Source organism: Nonomuraea harbinensis (assembly GCF_019396385.1).
In the GTDB taxonomy this organism is placed as follows: Bacteria; Actinomycetota; Actinomycetes; order Streptosporangiales; family Streptosporangiaceae; genus Nonomuraea; species Nonomuraea ferruginea.
On the sequence record NZ_JAHKRN010000094.1, the window covers coordinates 1 to 15,527 of the forward strand.

General features: G+C 71.0%; 13 protein-coding genes and 1 rRNA gene. 7 read left to right on the plus strand and 7 right to left on the minus strand.

The window, feature by feature from the left end:
* Positions 1 to 50 precede the first annotated feature (50 nt).
* A complete protein-coding gene (locus tag KME79_RS43520) occupies positions 51 to 1,487 on the minus strand; it encodes an MFS transporter (RefSeq protein WP_308249271.1) in 1,437 nt (478 codons plus the stop codon).
* A 70-nt stretch (positions 1,488 to 1,557) separates the two neighbouring features.
* Between KME79_RS43520 and KME79_RS43525 the strand changes: the two genes are divergently transcribed.
* The 4 genes from KME79_RS43525 to KME79_RS43540 all read left to right on the plus strand — a co-directional run bounded on the left by KME79_RS43525 (position 1,558) and on the right by KME79_RS43540 (position 6,090).
* Positions 1,558 to 2,262 (plus strand): TetR/AcrR family transcriptional regulator C-terminal domain-containing protein, encoded by a 705-nt coding sequence (locus KME79_RS43525; protein ID WP_219552417.1) that lies wholly within the window; start codon positions 1,558 to 1,560, stop codon positions 2,260 to 2,262.
* A 13-nt stretch (positions 2,263 to 2,275) separates the two neighbouring features.
* The gene (locus KME79_RS43530) at positions 2,276 to 3,895 is read left to right on the plus strand and encodes an AMP-binding protein (protein ID WP_219552419.1); all 1,620 of its coding nucleotides are present in this window, start codon (positions 2,276 to 2,278) and stop codon (positions 3,893 to 3,895) included.
* A 66-nt stretch (positions 3,896 to 3,961) separates the two neighbouring features.
* On the plus strand, positions 3,962 to 5,581 hold the full coding sequence (locus KME79_RS43535) for a PucR family transcriptional regulator (protein WP_148033713.1): 1,620 nt from the start codon (positions 3,962 to 3,964) through the stop codon (positions 5,579 to 5,581).
* A gap of 53 nt (positions 5,582 to 5,634) precedes the next feature.
* On the plus strand, positions 5,635 to 6,090 hold the full coding sequence (locus tag KME79_RS43540; protein ID WP_219552421.1) for a GNAT family N-acetyltransferase: 456 nt from the start codon (positions 5,635 to 5,637) through the stop codon (positions 6,088 to 6,090).
* Here KME79_RS43540 and trpS read toward each other — a convergent pair.
* Positions 6,087 to 7,049 carry a tryptophan--tRNA ligase gene (gene trpS / locus KME79_RS43545; RefSeq protein WP_219552423.1) on the minus strand — a complete coding sequence of 321 codons (963 nt, stop codon included), beginning with the start codon at positions 7,047 to 7,049 and terminating at the stop codon, positions 6,087 to 6,089. The genes KME79_RS43540 and trpS overlap by 4 nt on opposite strands.
* 277 nt (positions 7,050 to 7,326) lie before the next feature.
* Between trpS and KME79_RS43550 the strand changes: the two genes are divergently transcribed.
* Positions 7,327 to 8,802, plus strand: coding sequence for a phosphodiester glycosidase family protein (locus tag KME79_RS43550; RefSeq protein WP_219552425.1), 1,476 nt, complete (start codon positions 7,327 to 7,329; stop codon positions 8,800 to 8,802).
* Positions 8,803 to 8,811: 9 nt separating this feature from the next.
* Here KME79_RS43550 and KME79_RS43555 read toward each other — a convergent pair whose 3' ends face one another.
* The 4 genes from KME79_RS43555 to KME79_RS43570 are packed head-to-tail and all read right to left on the minus strand — an operon-like array spanning position 8,812 to position 12,753.
* Complete coding sequence (locus tag KME79_RS43555) at positions 8,812 to 10,320, minus strand: MFS transporter (RefSeq protein ID WP_219552427.1); 1,509 nt, start codon at positions 10,318 to 10,320, stop codon at positions 8,812 to 8,814.
* A gap of 20 nt (positions 10,321 to 10,340) precedes the next feature.
* Positions 10,341 to 11,489 (minus strand): thiolase C-terminal domain-containing protein, encoded by a 1,149-nt coding sequence (locus tag KME79_RS43560; protein ID WP_246641387.1) that lies wholly within the window; start codon positions 11,487 to 11,489, stop codon positions 10,341 to 10,343.
* A gap of 5 nt (positions 11,490 to 11,494) precedes the next feature.
* Positions 11,495 to 11,905, minus strand: a complete 411-nt coding sequence (locus KME79_RS43565) for a Zn-ribbon domain-containing OB-fold protein (protein WP_308249272.1) — start codon at positions 11,903 to 11,905, stop codon at positions 11,495 to 11,497.
* Positions 11,902 to 12,753, minus strand: coding sequence for a MaoC/PaaZ C-terminal domain-containing protein (locus KME79_RS43570; RefSeq protein WP_219552431.1), 852 nt, complete (start codon positions 12,751 to 12,753; stop codon positions 11,902 to 11,904). The genes KME79_RS43565 and KME79_RS43570 overlap by 4 nt, the downstream gene beginning before the upstream one ends.
* A 112-nt stretch (positions 12,754 to 12,865) precedes the next feature.
* On the opposite strand from KME79_RS43570, the gene KME79_RS43575 reads away from it, so the two are divergent.
* Both KME79_RS43575 and KME79_RS43580 read left to right on the plus strand, forming a co-directional pair.
* Positions 12,866 to 13,516, plus strand: coding sequence for a TetR/AcrR family transcriptional regulator (locus KME79_RS43575; RefSeq protein WP_219552433.1), 651 nt, complete (start codon positions 12,866 to 12,868; stop codon positions 13,514 to 13,516).
* 148 nt (positions 13,517 to 13,664) lie between these two features.
* On the plus strand, positions 13,665 to 15,218 hold the full coding sequence (locus tag KME79_RS43580) for an AMP-binding protein (protein WP_219552435.1): 1,554 nt from the start codon (positions 13,665 to 13,667) through the stop codon (positions 15,216 to 15,218).
* A 212-nt stretch (positions 15,219 to 15,430) separates the two neighbouring features.
* Here the strand turns inward: KME79_RS43580 and rrf are convergent.
* A 5S ribosomal RNA gene (gene rrf, locus KME79_RS43585) occupies positions 15,431 to 15,527 on the minus strand; the annotation flags it as partial.

Here is a 15,527-nt window from a genome sequence, read left to right on the forward strand (position 1 = left end):
CCCCGCGCCGGCCGGCCCGGCGCGGGGTTCCGCCCTGTAGGGGATGCGATCTAGACGGTCACCGGTTCGGGGCTCTCGGTGGGCGCGAGCGGGCGTAGCAGGACGGCGGCGACCACCGCCGCGGCGACGCAGAACGCGGCGCCCACCCACGACCCGACGTGCATGGCGGTGGTGAAGGCCGCACCGGCCTGGTCCACCAGCGCGGGCGCCTGGATCGCCACCCCGATGGACTCCCTGGCCGCCTCGGGCGCGGAGACGGGCATCTGCCCGGTGTAGACCTCGGCCAGCACGCTGCCCAGCACGGCGATGCTCAGCGCCAGCCCGACCTGCTGGACGGTGTCGTTCATGGCCGAGCCGACCCCGGCCCGCTCCAGCGGGATCGCGTTCATCAGCGAGGTGTACGCGGACGGGCCCGCCAGCCCGCCGCCCACGCCCATGACCAGCAGCGCGACGAGCAGGGGCAGGTAGCCGGTGGTGGTCGCCATGACGGCGAACCCCCCTGCCATGATCAGGAGCCCGCCGCTCACCAGCGCCCGGTTGCTCACCTTCTTCCCGAGCCCGGCGCCGATCCCGTTGAAGAAGGCCGCCGCCACCGCGTACGGCAGCATGGCCAGCCCCGCGACCACCTCCTCGTACCCGAGCACGAACTGCAGGTACTGGGTGAGCATGAACATCACGGCGCCCGCCCCGAAGGACATCAGCAGGATGGACATCGACGCGCCGCTGAAGTTGCGGTTGCCGAACAGGAACAGCGGCAGCATCGGCTCCTCGCGCCGCCGCTCCCACACCACGAAGGCGACCAGCGAGACGACCGCCACCGCGATGATCCCCCAGTTGAGCTCGCGCTCGATGATGACGTACACGGCGGCCGTCAGCCCGACGCTGGACAGCACCACGCCGACCGGGTCGAGCTTGCGCGCCGGCCCCCGCGTCTCCCGCATCAGGACCAGCGCGGCCACGATGGCCAGCGCGGCGATCGGGATGTTCATCAGGAAGACCGAGCCCCACCAGTAGCTCTGCAGCAGGAAGCCGCCGAGCGTGGGGCCGATGATCACGCTGACCATGGCCACCCCGCCCCAGACGGCCATGGCGGTGCGGCGCTCCTCGGCGTCGAAGACGGTCATCAGGATGGAGAGCGTCGACGGCATCAGGATGGCCCCGCCGACGCCCATGAGCGCGCGGGCGGCGACGAGCTGCCACGGCTCGGCCGCGAAGACGGCCGCCAGCGACGCCCCGCCGAACAGGGCGAGCCCGATGATCAGGAACCGCCGGCGGCCGAACCGGTCCGACAGGCTGCCCGCCGTCAGCAGCAGCCCCGCGAACGCCAGCACGTAGACGTCCAGGATCCACTGGATGTCGGAGGGAGTGGCCCCGAGCTCCTCGATCAGCGAGGGGATGGCCAGGTTGAGGATCGTGCCGTCGACCGACAGCACCATCAGCGAGAGACAGAGAACGGCGAGCACCCACCAGCGACGTGGGTCTCGCACGGCGTTCGATTCCACTCGCACACTGTACGAGGAAACCCGCACAGTGTGCGAGAGGATTTAATCTGGAAGCATGACCGGCAAGCAGTTCTCCTCGGTGTGGACGCGCGACCCCCGGCCCGCCAAGAGCCCGGGCCGCAGCCGCGAGGAGATCGTGCGCGCCGCGGTGGAGCTGCTCGACGCCGAAGGGCTCGACGGGCTGAGCATGCGCAAGCTCGGCGCGAAGCTCGACGCGGGCGCGACCAGCCTCTACTGGTACGTGGCCAACAAGCGCGAGCTGCTGGAGCTGGTCTACGACGAGATCTGGGGCGAGATGACGGTGCCGCCGCCGGAGGAGACGAAGTGGTGGCGTCAGACGGCCGGCGCCTTCGCCCACAGCATGCGCCGGGTGATGCTGCGCCATCCCTGGTCCGCCGGGCTCATCGGGCGCACGCCCGCGCTCGGGCCCAACGCGCTGGAGGTCACCAGCCGGCTCACCCGGGCCTTCAAGGGCGCCGGGTTCCGGGGGCTGGAGATCGACTACGCCGCGTCCACGCTGACCGCCTTCGTGTTCGGCACCACGATCCCCGAAGTGGCCTACAACGAGGCGATGGCCAGGGACCCTCTCGACGAGGACAGCATGCGCGAGGCCGTCGAGCGGGCCGCCGCCGCCCACCCCGACCTGCTGGAGAGGATGCGCGAGAGCAAGCCGGCCGACCTGAGGGAGTCGCGCGAGATGATGTTCACCTTCGGACTCGCGGCGGTGCTCGATGGCCTTGAGGCGAGGCTGACGGCGTAGCAGGATCCGGAGCATGAGCGATTTCCGAGCCGCGCGCGACTTCCTGCTCCAGGCCGACTACCCCACCGCCCGCCGGGAGTTCCGGTGGCCGGAGCTGGGCGAGTTCAACTGGGCGCTCGACTGGTTCGACGGCGTGCTGGCCGCCGAGACCCCCGACCGGATCGCCCTCAAGATCACCGGCAGGGTCTCGTACACCTTCGCCGAGCTGTCCGTGCGCTCCAGCCGGGTGGCCAACTGGCTGCACGAGCAGGGCGTGCGGCGCGGCGACCGGATCCTGCTCATGCTCGGCAACCAGCCCGAGCTGTGGGAGTCGCTGCTGGCCGCGATGAAGCTGGGCGCGGTCGTCATCCCGGCCACCACGCTGCTGACCCGCAAGGACGTGACCGAGCGGATCGAGCGCGGCGGGGTGTCCCACGTGATCGCCAACGCCGAGGACGCGGGCAAGTTCGGCGGCGGCCCCTACACCAGGATCGCGGTCGGCGACGCGTACGGCTGGCTGCCCTACCACGAGTCCTCCCAGGCGGCCGAGCGGTTCACGCCCGACGGGCCGACGCACGCGGGCGACACCCTGCTGCTCTACTTCACCTCCGGCACGACCTCGCAGCCGAAGCTGGTCGAGCACACCCACGCCTCCTATCCGGCCGGCCACCTGTCGACCATGTACTGGATCGGCATCCGGCCCGGCGACGTGCATCTCAACGTGTCCTCGCCCGGCTGGGCCAAGCACGCCTGGAGCAACGTGTTCGCGCCGTGGAACGCGGGCGCGACCGTGCTCGTCCACGACTACCAGCGCTTCTCGGCGGCCGAGCTGCTGCGGGTGCTGCGCGACGAGGGCGTCGACACCTTCTGCGCGCCGCCGACCGTGTGGCGGATGCTGATCCAGGAGGACCTGGCGGCGTGGCGGCTGCCGCTGCGCACCGCCGTGGCCGCCGGCGAGCCGCTCAACCCGGAGATCATCGACCAGGTGGCCAAGGCGTGGGGCCTCACGATCAGGGACGGCTACGGACAGACAGAGACGACCGCGCAGATCGGCAACGTCCCGGGCGAGCCGGTCAAGCCGGGCTCGATGGGGCGGCCGCTGCCGGGGTACGAGATCGTGCTGCTCGATCCGGAGACCGGGGAACCGGGGGACGACGGGGAGATCTGCATCCCGCTGGAGAACCGCCCCCTCGGCCTCATGTCCGGATATGTCGCCGGATCCAGTGAAGCGATGCGCGATGGGCACTATCACACGGGTGACATGGCCTCCCGGGACGCCGACGGCTACATCACCTACGTGGGCAGGACCGACGACGTGTTCAAGGCCTCCGACTACCGCATCTCGCCGTTCGAGCTGGAGAGCGTGCTGCTGGAGCATCCCGCCGTCGCGGAGGCGGCCGTGGTGCCCGCCCCCGACCCGGTGCGCCTGGCCGTCCCCAAGGCGTACGTGACGCTCGCGCCCGGGGCCGAACCCGACGAGGAGACGGCCCGGTCGATCTTCGAGCACTGCCGGCGCGAGCTGGCCCCGTTCAAGCGGGTGCGCAGGCTGGAGTTCGCCGAGCTGCCCAAGACGATCTCGGGCAAGATCCGCCGGGTGGAGCTGCGCGAGCAGAGCCCGGCGCGGGAGTTCCGCGAGGAGGACCTGATCCGCTGATCTTCCTGGCAGTCTGTCAACCATGGCCCGCCCAGGATTACAGGCTGATCGGATAGGCTCGGCGTCGTGCTGCCCACCATCGCCGACATCCTGGAGCTGGAGACGGTCCGCCGCGGCAGCCCACAGGTCGTGGCGGGCGCCGACCGGCTCGACACCAAGGTGCGCTGGGTGCACGTCGGCGAGATCGCCGACATCGCCCAGCTGCTGCGCGGCGGCGAGCTGGTGCTCACCACGGGCGTGGCGCTGCCCGACGACTCCGCCGAGCTCACCGGCTACATCGCCGGGCTGTCCTCCGTCGGCGCCTCCGGCCTGGTCGTCGAGCTGGGCCGCCGGTTCGTCCGCGAGCTGCCCCCCGCCGTGATCAAGTCCGCCGAGGAGCACGGCCTGCCGGTCATCGTGCTCGCCCGCGAGACCCCGTTCGTGCAGATCACCGAGGCCGTCCACGCCCGCATCATCGACAACCAGCTGGAGGAGCTGCGCGCCTCCGAGCAGCTGCACGAGGTGTTCACCGAGCTGTCGGTCGAGGGCGCGTCCCCCGCGGAGGTGCTGGCCCAGGTGGCCAGGCTGTCGGGCCGCCCGGTCCTGCTGGAGAACCTCGCCCACCAGGTGCTGGCCTGCGAGTCGGCCGGCCGCGACACCGGCGCGCTGCTGGCCGGCTGGGAGAGCAGGTCCAGGGCCGTCGCCCCCGCCGACCGCACCGCGTACGACTCCGCGTCGGGCTGGCTCGTCACCACCGTCGGCGCGCGCGGGCAGGACTGGGGACGGCTGATCCTGCTGTGCGACCGCAAGCCGTCGCCGCGCGACCTGGTGCTGGCCGAGCGCGCCGCCACCACGCTCGCCCTGGGCCGCCTGCTGGAGCGCCACCAGGAGTCGCTGGAGCGCCAGGCCCACGGCACGATCATCACCGGCATCCTCACCCACGCCTACTCCGACCCCGACGAGGCCGCGGCCCGCGCCCGCGCGGTCGGCGTGCCGCTCACCGGCCGCAGGCTGGTGAGCGTGGTCATCCGTCCGACAGACCCGGCCGACCAGGCGCTCGACGGGCAGGCCGAGCTGGGCGAGCTGGCCGAGGCGACGGCCGCCGCCTGCCGCGACGCCCGCCTGCCCGCCCTGGTGGGCGCGCTCGACCAGGACCGGGTGGGCGTCCTGCTGCCGCTCCCGCCGCGCACGCAGGCCGAGCCCGCGCTGACGACGCTCTCCGAGCGCCTGCGCGAGCTGTGGAAGCACGGATCCGCGTTCGTGCTCGCCGCCGGCTCGGTGGTCGAGTCCATCCGCGACGTACGGCGCAGCTTCCTGGAGGCCGAGCAGGTGGCCGACGTGGCGGTCCGGCAGCCCGACGCCCGGCCCTTCTACCGGCTGCCCGACCTGCGCCTGCGCGGGCTGCTCCACCTGCTGCGCGACGACGCCAGGCTGCAGACCTTCGCCGAGCGCGAGCTGGGCGCGCTGCTCGCGCACGACGCCCAGCGGGGCGGCGACCTGGCCCGCATCCTGCGCATCTACCTCGACGCGGGCCGCAACAAGGCGGTCGCCGCACAGAAGGCCCACCTGTCGAGGCCCGCCTTCTACGACCGGCTGCGCCGCCTGGAACGCATCCTCGACACCGATCTCGACGACGTCGAGTCCTGCCTGTCCCTGCACGTCGCGCTGCTGGCGCTGGAGTCGTTCCGCCGCGACCGCCAGCGCTAGCCCGCGATCAATCCGGATGCGCCCCAGGAGCCCGGCCTCGTAGCCTCGGCCCCATGAACGACCGCGCCTTCGTCCCCGACGACTTCGTCGTCCCCGCGCCCCCGGCCACCCCGCGGTTCCGTCTGGAACCCCTGGGCCCCCAGCACAACGCCGCCGACCACGCCGCCTGGACCAGCAGCATCGAGCACATCCGCGCGACCCCGGGCTTCCCGGACGAACGGTGGCCTCCCGTGGAGGGCATGACCCTGGAGGCCAACCTCGCCGACCTGCGGCGCCACGCGGACGACTTCGCCCGGCGCCGCGGCTTCACCTACACCGTCCTGGACACGGACGGCGACGTGATCGGATGCGTCTACATCTACCCTTCCACGGGCGACGCCCACGACGCCGACGTGTCCTCCTGGGTCCGGGCCGACCGGGCCGACCTGGACGTGCCCCTGTACGAAGCCGTGACGGCCTGGCTGTCCGCACACTGGCCCTTCAGGACGCTCAGCTACCACCCGCGCTAGAAACCCATCGCCGCGCGCACCTCGTCGAGGGTGACCACGGCCCGCTCGCGGGCCCGCCGGTTGCCCTCGGCGAGGATCTCCCGCACCTCGGCCTCGCCGTGCTCGTTCCTGCGCTTCCTGATCGGCCGCAGGAAGTCGTTGACCGCGTCCGTGGTCAACCGCTTCAGCGCGGACGCTCCCCCGTACCCGATCTCGGCGGCGAGCTCCGCGGGCGGCCGGCCGAGGCAGAGCGACGCGATCATGAGCAGGTTGGCCACCTGGGGGCGGTTCTCCTCGTCGTAGGTGATCAGCCGCTCGGAGTCGGTGCGTGCCTTGCGGATGAGCGCGGCCGTCTCGTCCTCGGTGGCCGACAGCGCGATCGCGTTGCCCCTGCTCTTGCTCATCTTGCCGCCGTCGAGCCCCTGGAGCAGCGGCCGCTCGCCCAGCATGGCCTCGGGCACGGGGAAGACACGGCCGTAGCGCTCGTTGAAGCGCCGCGCGATCGTCCGGGTCACCTCGAGATGCGGCAACTGGTCCTTGCCCACCGGCACCAGCGTGCCCTTGCAGAACAGGATGTCGGCCGCCTGGTGCACCGGGTAGGTGAACATGAGCCCGCTGACCGCCTTCTGGCTGCTGTGCGCGATCTCGTCCTTGACGGTGGGGTTGCGGCTCAGCTCCGACACCGTCACCAGGCTCAGGAACGGCAGCATGAGCTGGTTGAGCTCGGGCACGGCGCTGTGCTGGAAGATCGTCACCTTGGCCGGGTCGAGCCCCACCGCGAGATAGTCGAGCAGCAACTCGGTGATGTTGCGCTGGATCTCCCCCGGCAGATCCCGGTCGGTGATCACCTGGTAGTCGGCCACCAGCACGTACATCGGGAACCGGTCCTGCAGGCGAACGCGGTTGGCCAGGGAGCCGAAGTAGTGGCCGAGATGGAGCGGCCCGGTGGGGCGGTCTCCGGTGAGCACGGTGTGTTGCATGGTCCCTCCTCGATCGGTCGACGCCGTCCGGAGGGATGCCCTGCGCCCGGGGCCGCCCTGAGGACGGCCCTTGCGCATGCGAAGGTCAGAGGCCGTCTCGCGGCCACCACCACATGCCGATGCGCTTCACGCACCCATTCTAGGCGAAGGTCGAACTCACCAGTCCGGGCGTATGTCGATCGCGTAACCTCTTTCAACCGTTTGGCGTGTTCTCCAGACCCGATCAGCTTGATCACGTCAGGATGGGGCGGTCCCGTTCCACCCTCCTGGAGTTCGCATGTCTCGACGCACTCTCGTCGTCGGCCTGGCCATGGCCACGACGATCACGGGCCTCACCGTGCCCGGCGCCGCAGCCGAGCAGGCGACGGTGAAGTTCCCGTCATCCAACTTCCCGCTCGGTGCGCGGTCCGCACCGACCAAGACCATGACCAGCGTGACCTCGGGCATCGACCTGTACGACGTGAAGGCGGGCTCGTCCACCGACGGCTACACGGTGACCGTGCTCCTGCCGAACGGCCGCGACGCCGGCACCCGCGAGGCCGCGGAGACCACGCTGGCCGCGGTCGAGGCGGCCGGCGAGGTCGCCGGCATCCAGCGGCTGGAGCGCCCGCAGGTCGCCGACGCCCCCGCGCAGGAGCTCTTCATGGTGCGCGTGGGCCTGTGGTCGTTCAAGCAGCGCGCCAAGGCCGACAAGGCGGCCGCGAAGCTCAAGAAGGCCGGCCTGAAGGTCAAGGTCGACTACCTGGGCGACGACGGACTCAAGACCACCGGCCCGTGGCACGTCAAGGTGCTCACGGTCGACGCCCGCACCTTCCGCGGCTCGTACGCGGCCTCGCTCGGCACCAGCGTGGCCAAGCGCGAGACGGTCTCGTCGATGGCCAAGCGGGGCGGCGCGGTCGCGGCCGTCAACGGCGGCTTCTTCAACATCCACACCGCCAAGCAGCTGCGCGGCGAGCCGGTGGGCGCCTCCGTGGTCGCGGGCAGGCTGCTCAGCGAGGCGGTCCCGGGCCGCTCCGCGATCGTGCTGCGCGGCCGTACCGCCCGCATCACCGAGCTGACGACCACGATCACGGCCGTCTCCCAGGACGGCGCCAAGCACCCGATCGCCGGCGTCAACCGCGCGGCGGCCGCCGACGAGCTCGTCCTCTACACCGAGGAGTACGGCGCCAAGACCCCCGCCGTCGACGGCACCGACGTGGTCATCGACGCCAACGGCCGGGTGGAGGCGGTCCGCACCCCCGGCGCCGCGGTGCCGAAGGGCAAGCGGGTGCTCCACGGCGGCGGCGAGGCGGCCATGTGGCTCAACGAGCACCTCTGGGAAGGCTGGACCGTCAAGGTCGACACCAAGGTGCGCGACCTGCGCAAGAACAGGAACCTCCAGCTCACCCCCGACCTGCACGTCGTGTCGGGCGGCGTGGGCCTGGTCCGCAACGGGCGCACCGCGATCACCGCCAGGCGCGACGGCCACGACTCGGTCAACATGATCCTCCGCCGCCACCCGCGCACCCTGGTCGGCACCACCCGTAACGGCAGCCTGATCGTGGCCACGATCGACGGCCGCAAGCCGGGCATCACCGTGGGCGCCAACTTCGTCGAGGCGGCCCAGTTCATGCGCTGGCTCGGCGCCACCCAGGCGATCAACCTGGACGGCGGCGGGTCGACGGCGATGGTCGTGAAGGGCAAGGTCGTCAACCAGCCGTCCGACGGCGGGGAGCGCGCCGTCGGCGACGCCCTGCTCGTCCTCCCCCGCTAGATCCGGCGGCTAGTCGGCGCTCCGCGACCGCGCGTCGCCCGCGACGTCGTCGACGAGCGGCTCCCCGGCCTTGCTGGGGAGCCGAGTGCCGGGACGTCCCTGAGGCGGCTCGGGGCGGGCGCCCCTGCGGGCCGACCCGCGCCTGGGCAGGAAAGCGGAGATGACCATCCCGGCCGCCGCCGCGACCGCCGAGATGACCAGCGCGATCTGGAGGCCGTCGCGCGAGGGCAGAGTCACGGCTCCCAGCTGGACGGTCTGCGCGGCCAGCACCGCGCCGATCACCGCGCTGGCCGTCGACGTGCCGATGGAGCGCATCAGCGAGTTGAAGCCGTTGGCCGCGCCGGTCTCCGAGGTGGGCACGGCTCCCATGATCGAGGCGGGCATGGCGGCGTACCCGAGACCGGCACCGGCCGAGACGATCGTCGCGGCCAGCGCGACGTGCCAGACCTCCGTCATCAGGAACAGCGCGGTGACGTAGCCCGCGATGGAGAGCAGGGCGCCGAGCATGAGCGTCACCTTGGGGCCGTAGGCTCCGGTGACACGGGCCGAGACGGGCGAGAGCACGATCATCATGCCGCCGCCCACCGCCATGCACAGCCCGGCCTCGAACAGGGTGAGCCCCAGCCCGTAACCGGACGCGGCCGGCGCCTGCAGCACCTGGGGGAAGACCAGCTGGGTGCCGAACATGGCGAACCCGAAGGCGATGGACGCCAGGTTGGTGAGCAGCACCTCGCGCCGGGTGGTGGTCCGCAGGTCGACCAGCGGATTGTGCATCCGCAGCTCCGCCCATCCCCAGAGCGCGAAAATCACCACCGCCGCGGCGAACAGGCCCAGGGTCAGCGGGCTCGTCCAGCCCCAGCTGCCGCCCTTGCTGATGGGCAGCAGGAAGCAGACCAGCCCGGCCGACAGCCCGGCCACGCCGAGGAAGTCGAAGCGCCCGCCTGTCCGCAGCGGCGAGACCGGCACGAGCGTGATGGTCAGGACCAGGCCCGCCACCCCCATCGCGGCGGCGACCAGGAAGAGCACGTGCCAGTTGGCGTACTGGGCGACGACCGCGCCCAGCGGCAGCCCGATGGCGCCGCCGGCGCCCAGCGTGGCGCTCATCAGCGCCATGGCCGAGCCCAGCCGGCCGGGCGGCAGCAGGTCCCGCATGATGCTGATGCCGAGCGGGATCACGCCGACCGCGCAGCCCTGCAGCGTACGGCCGATCACCACGAGGGGCAGCGCGCTGGTGAAGACGCAGATCGCCGATCCGAGGATCATCAGCGAGAGGCTGATCACGATCATCCGGCGCTTGCCGTACATGTCTCCGAGCCGCCCGCTCACGGGCGTGAACACCGCCGACGACAGCAGCGTGGAGGTGATCACCCAGGACGCGTCCTCCGCCGAGGCCGACACCAGCCTCGGCAGGTCGGGGATGATGGGCACCACCAGGGTGAACATCATCGACACGACCATGCCGCTGAAGGCCAGGGCGGCGATGACGACGCCGCTCGACTTTCCGGGGGTGCGAGGCATCGCCACCGAGCTCCGTTCGATCAAAATCCGCGGTTGGACAGGACAAGGCTGCCAGACGCCGCGAAGAAGATGCCCACCCCCTGCACGAAGCTGACCTCCACGTCGGGCACCTGCGCGGCGGCCTCGCCCCGCAACTGCCGGACGGACTCCAGGATCGCGAACATCCCGTACATGCCGGTGTGCGTGTACGCGAGCCCGCCGCCGTTGGTGTTCACCGGCAGGCTGCCGCCCGGGATCGTGTGACCGTCCGCGATGAACGCCCCCGACTCTCCCCTGCCGACGAACCCGAGATCCTCCAGCCCGTAGAGCGGCAGGTGCGCGAACGCGTCGTAGATCATCAGATGGTCGACGTCGCCGTGCCCGAGCCCGGCCGTGCGGAACGCCTCGGCGCTGGAGCGGCGGAACGCCTGGAACGACCCCGGATCCTCCATCTGGGACACCATCGCGCTCTCGGTGGCCTCGCCCGAGCCCAGCAGGTAGACGGCCCGGCTCCCCCCGGGCAGGTCGGCGGCGCGTTCCGCGCTGGTCAGCACCAGGGCGCCGCCGCCGTCGGTGACCACACAGCACATGTCCCTGGTGAACGGGTAGGCGATCTCCGGAGCCTGGAGCACCTCGTCCACCGTGACGATGTCACGCCGCAGGGCCCGCGGGTTCTTGCTCGCCCACTCCCGCTGGGCGACGACCACCCGGGCCAGGTCCTCCCGGTCCATGCCGCGCTCGTGCAGGAAGCGCAGCGCGGGGACGGTGAACGTGGCGTACGGGGTGATGGCCCCGTACGGCGCCTCGAACTGTCCGGCGGGGGTCGCGTTGGCCCCGCCCCACCGCGGCGCGCCCACCCGCGACCGCCCGGACTCGCCGTGGGTGATGAGGACGACGTCGGCCGCGCCGGCCGCGACGGCCGCCGCCGCGTGCCGGACGTGCAGCAGGAAGCTGCAGCCGCCGACCATGGTGCCGTCGGCCCAGCGCGGGTTGATGCCCAGGTGGTGCGCCACGTCCAGGGCCAGCGGCCCGGCGGTCGCCACGCCGTCCACGTCGGCGGGGGTGAGCCCGGCGTCCCGCAGGGCGTTCAGCCCCGCCTCGGCGTGCAACTGCAGCATCGAGGTGTTCGGCAGGACCCCGATCTCGTCGGTCTCGGCCGCGCCGACGATCGCGATCCGGCCGCCGTGCATGCTGGTCACGCGCTCTCCTCTTCAGGCTGGAAGACCGGCAGCACGGTCCCGCCGCGCTCCTCGAACGTCACCCGGAGCCGCAGGTCCAGGGGCAGGTTCTCGGGCGCCGGCTCGACGCCGACCACGTTCGTCATGAGCCGCGGGCCCTCGTCAAGCTCCACCAGGGCGATCACCGGCGAGACGGATTCGAAGCCGGGCATCGGCCGTCTGTTGATCACGTACGAGACGAGCCGCGCACGGCCGGACACCGTCACCCAGGCGACGTCAGGCGAGGCGCAGTAGCGGCAGAACGGCCGCGGGTAGAAGTAGTGCCGGCCGCAAGCGCCGCACTTCTGAATGCGCAGCTCGCCCGCCTTCGCGGCCTCCCAGTACGGGGCGGTCTCGGGCGTCGGCCTGGGCATGAAGTCCTCGATCACCCGTTCCTCCGGACGAACGTGCCGCGATCCAGCACGACCTGGCCGGCCACCGTGGTCTGGAAGCGCCAGGTCTCGCCGTCGTCCCAGAGGGCCACCGCCAGCTCCTGCCCCGGGAAGACCGGGGAGGCGAAGCGCGCCGACATGGTGCCGAACAGCTCCGGGTCCGAGCCGCACGCGGTGTGCAGCAACGCCCTGCCGGTGAACCCGAAGGTGCACAGGCCGTGCAGGATCGGACGGTCGAACCCGGCCTTCCCGGCGAGCCACGGGTCGGAGTGCAGCGGGTTGCGGTCGCCGCTCAGCCGGTAGAGCAGGGCCTGGTCGGGCCGCGTCCGGTAGGTCACCACGTGGTCGGGCGCGCGCTCCGGCCGTTCCCACGGCGCGGCGGAGCCCCGCTCGCCGCCGAAACCGCCCTCGCCCCGGATGAAGGTGCCGGTGCTGGACTCGGCGAGCACCTTGCCCGAGTCCGCGTCCATGACCGTCGACTCCAGGACGGCGATGGCGTTCGGCCCCTTGTCGTAGAAGGCGGCCACGCGGCTCCTGGTCACGGTGGAGCCCTCGGGAGGCAGCGCGCCGTGCAGCGTGATCGACTGCTCGGCGTGCAGCACCTGGGCGAGGTGGAAGTCACCCAGCGGGGGCATCGACCCTCCGGTGCCGCCGATCATGACCGCGAAGGTGGGCAACACCTGCTGGGCGACGTCGTGCGAGTTCTCCGTCGTGAACGGCAGCTCCGTCAGCGGATCCTCGGCCCCCGCCCCGACGCCGAGCGCGTAGAGGATGGCGTCGGCCGAGGTCCATCGCCGGCCCCCGCCCTCCCACTCCTTGCCCACCAGGTCCAGATTCAGCGCCAAGGGAGCGCTCCTTCCGTAAGGGTCCTGCCAGCACCATAATCCGGACAAAGTTCGTCTGTAAATACCGCGGAACCGGTGGCGAACCTCCCGAGACCTGGCAGACTGAGAAAATATGAAAACCGCTTCGACCACCTCCCGCCCCGGACGACCACCCGACCCCGGCATCGAGCCCCGAGTCCTCGACGCGACGCTGCAGATCTACGCGGAGGTCGGCTGGGCCGGGTTCACCATGGACGCCGTCGCGCGCCGGGCACGCGTGGGCAAGGCCGCCCTCTACCGCCGCTGGGAGAGCAAGGAGAAGCTGATCGTCGAGGCCCTGGCCTCGATCACCATGCCCGTCATGGCCGAGACCACCGGCTCGCTGCGCGAGGACCTCCTGGCCATGTGCGTCCGCACGCTGAAGGCGCAGCAGAGCCGCGACGGCCTGGTCGGGCTGCGGGCGCAGATCGAGGCCAAGTTCTATCCCGAGCTGTTCGGCCAGGCCATGGAGGACCTCGGGAAGCAGTGGCGAACCCTGTCCAGGCGGCTCGTGCTGCTCGCCATCGACCGGGGCGAGATCCCCCAGGGCACCTCGCCGGCCCTGGTGCTGGACGCGGTGAACGGCATCATCGTCAACCACGTGCTCTCCACGCCGATCGACAGGATGCCCGCCCTCCTGGAGGACGCCCCCCGCTACGCCGAGTGGGTCGTCGATTTCGTGCTCTCCTCCATCGGCTACCGCCCCGCCGAAGCCGCCCTTGACACCGACGGGGCCCGGTCTTAGCTTCTGTGTTGCGGACGCATTTCGTCTGAATTTCACGGTACGAAAGTCGCACACCAATCCCCTGACCAATTTCGGACACTTGATGTCTGAAATCAGGGGTCGTGCGTCCTTGGGCGATCGCCGCAAGGCGACAGGTCTGGAGGAACGAATGCCGGCTACCAACCCTGACACGACGTCCGAGAATCCCGGTTTCTACGCGCTGGCGCTCCAGGACCCACAGCGACTGGCCTTCATCGGCCCGCAGGGCGAAGAGACCACCTTCGGTGAGCTGGGAGCCCAGGTCAACCGCATCTCCCATGGCCTCCGGGCGCTGGGCGTGGGCAAGGAAGACATGGTCGCCATCCTGGTGCACAACGGCCGGGAGTACATAGAGCTGGCACTCGCCACCATCCAGCTCGGCGCCTACATCGTGCCGATCAACACCCATCTCGCCCCGCCCGAGGTCGCCTACATCGTCAAGGACAGCACCGCCAAGGTGCTCGTCGCCCACTCCGACCTGGCCGGACACCTGCGCAGCGAGGTCGGCGGGCTGCCGGCGCACCGCTACGCCATCGGCGGCGAGGTCGAGGGCTGGCAGCCCTACCCCGAGCTGTGGAGCGGCCGGCCCGAGGAACAACCGGGCGACCGGGTCATGGGCGCCATCATGAACTACACCTCGGGCACCACCGGCCGCCCCAAGGGCGTGCGCCGGCCGCTGTCGGGCCTCAGCCCCGAACAGGAAGCCCCGCTCGCCTCGAAGCACTTCTACACGCTCGGCTTCCGGAAGCAGGGTGTCCACCTCGCCTGCTCGCCGCTGTACCACGCCGCCCCCGGCGCGTTCGCCATCAACGCGCTGCACCTGGGCCACACCGTGGTCTGCCACCTCAAGTTCAACGCCGAGGCGGTGCTGCGCGCCATCGAGCGCTACAAGGTGACCACCAGCCACATGGTGCCCACCCACTTCCACCGGATGCTCCGCCTACCCGAGGAGGTCCGCCTCCGCTACGACGTCTCCAGCCTGGACAGCCTGATCCACGCCGCGGCGCCCTGCCCCGTCGAGGTCAAGAAGCAGATGATGGAGTGGGTCGGCCCCAAGCTCTACGAGTATCTGGCGGCCACCGAAGGCGGCATGTCCCAGGTCACCCCGGAGGAGTGGCTGGCCAAGCCCGGCACGGTCGGCCGGCCGCAGCCGGGCACCACGCTCCGCATCGTCGGCGAGAACGGCGAAGAGGTGCCGGACGGCGAGCCTGGAACGATCTACTTCAGCAACGCCGGCCAGGCATTCGAGTACTACAACGACCCGGGGAAGACCGCGGCCGCCCGGCTCGACGGCATGTCCACGGTCGGCGACTTCGGCTACCTGGACGAGGACGGCTACCTGTTCCTCCTCGACCGCAGGACCGACCTGATCATCTCCGGCGGCGTGAACATCTACCCGGCCGAGATCGAGCAGTTCCTGATCACCCACCCGTCTGTCCAGGACATCGCCGTGATCGGCGTGCCGGACCCCGACTGGGGCCAGAGCGTGCTCGCCATCGTCCAGCCGTCACCGGGCGTGGAGGCCGGCGAGGCGCTGGCCGAGAAACTCCGGGCCTACTGTGCCGAAGGGCTCGCCTCGTACAAGCGCCCGCGCAGGTTCGAGTTCCGCGAGGACTTCCCGCGGACGGAGGCGGGCAAGCTCCAGCGCCGCAAGCTGCGGGACGAGTACGTCGACAACAGCTGACAGAGGCGTCGCCGGTCTCTACACGGGCCCCGGCGTGATGACCGAAGCCTCCCACGAAGCAGGACGGGAGCCAGAAACAAGAAAAGTCCCGAAGCCGCAGCCTCGAAGCCCTCGACGAAACAGAGAAGGCCCCGAAGCCCCAGCCCCAGGGCCCTCACGAAACAAGGAAAGGCCCCGACACTAACTGTCGGGGCCTTTCCCATATGAAAATTGTCCGGCGGTGACCTACTCTCCCACACCCTCCCGAGTGCAGTACCATCGGCGCAGAGAAGCTTAACTTCCGGGTTCGGAATGTAACCGGGTGTTTCC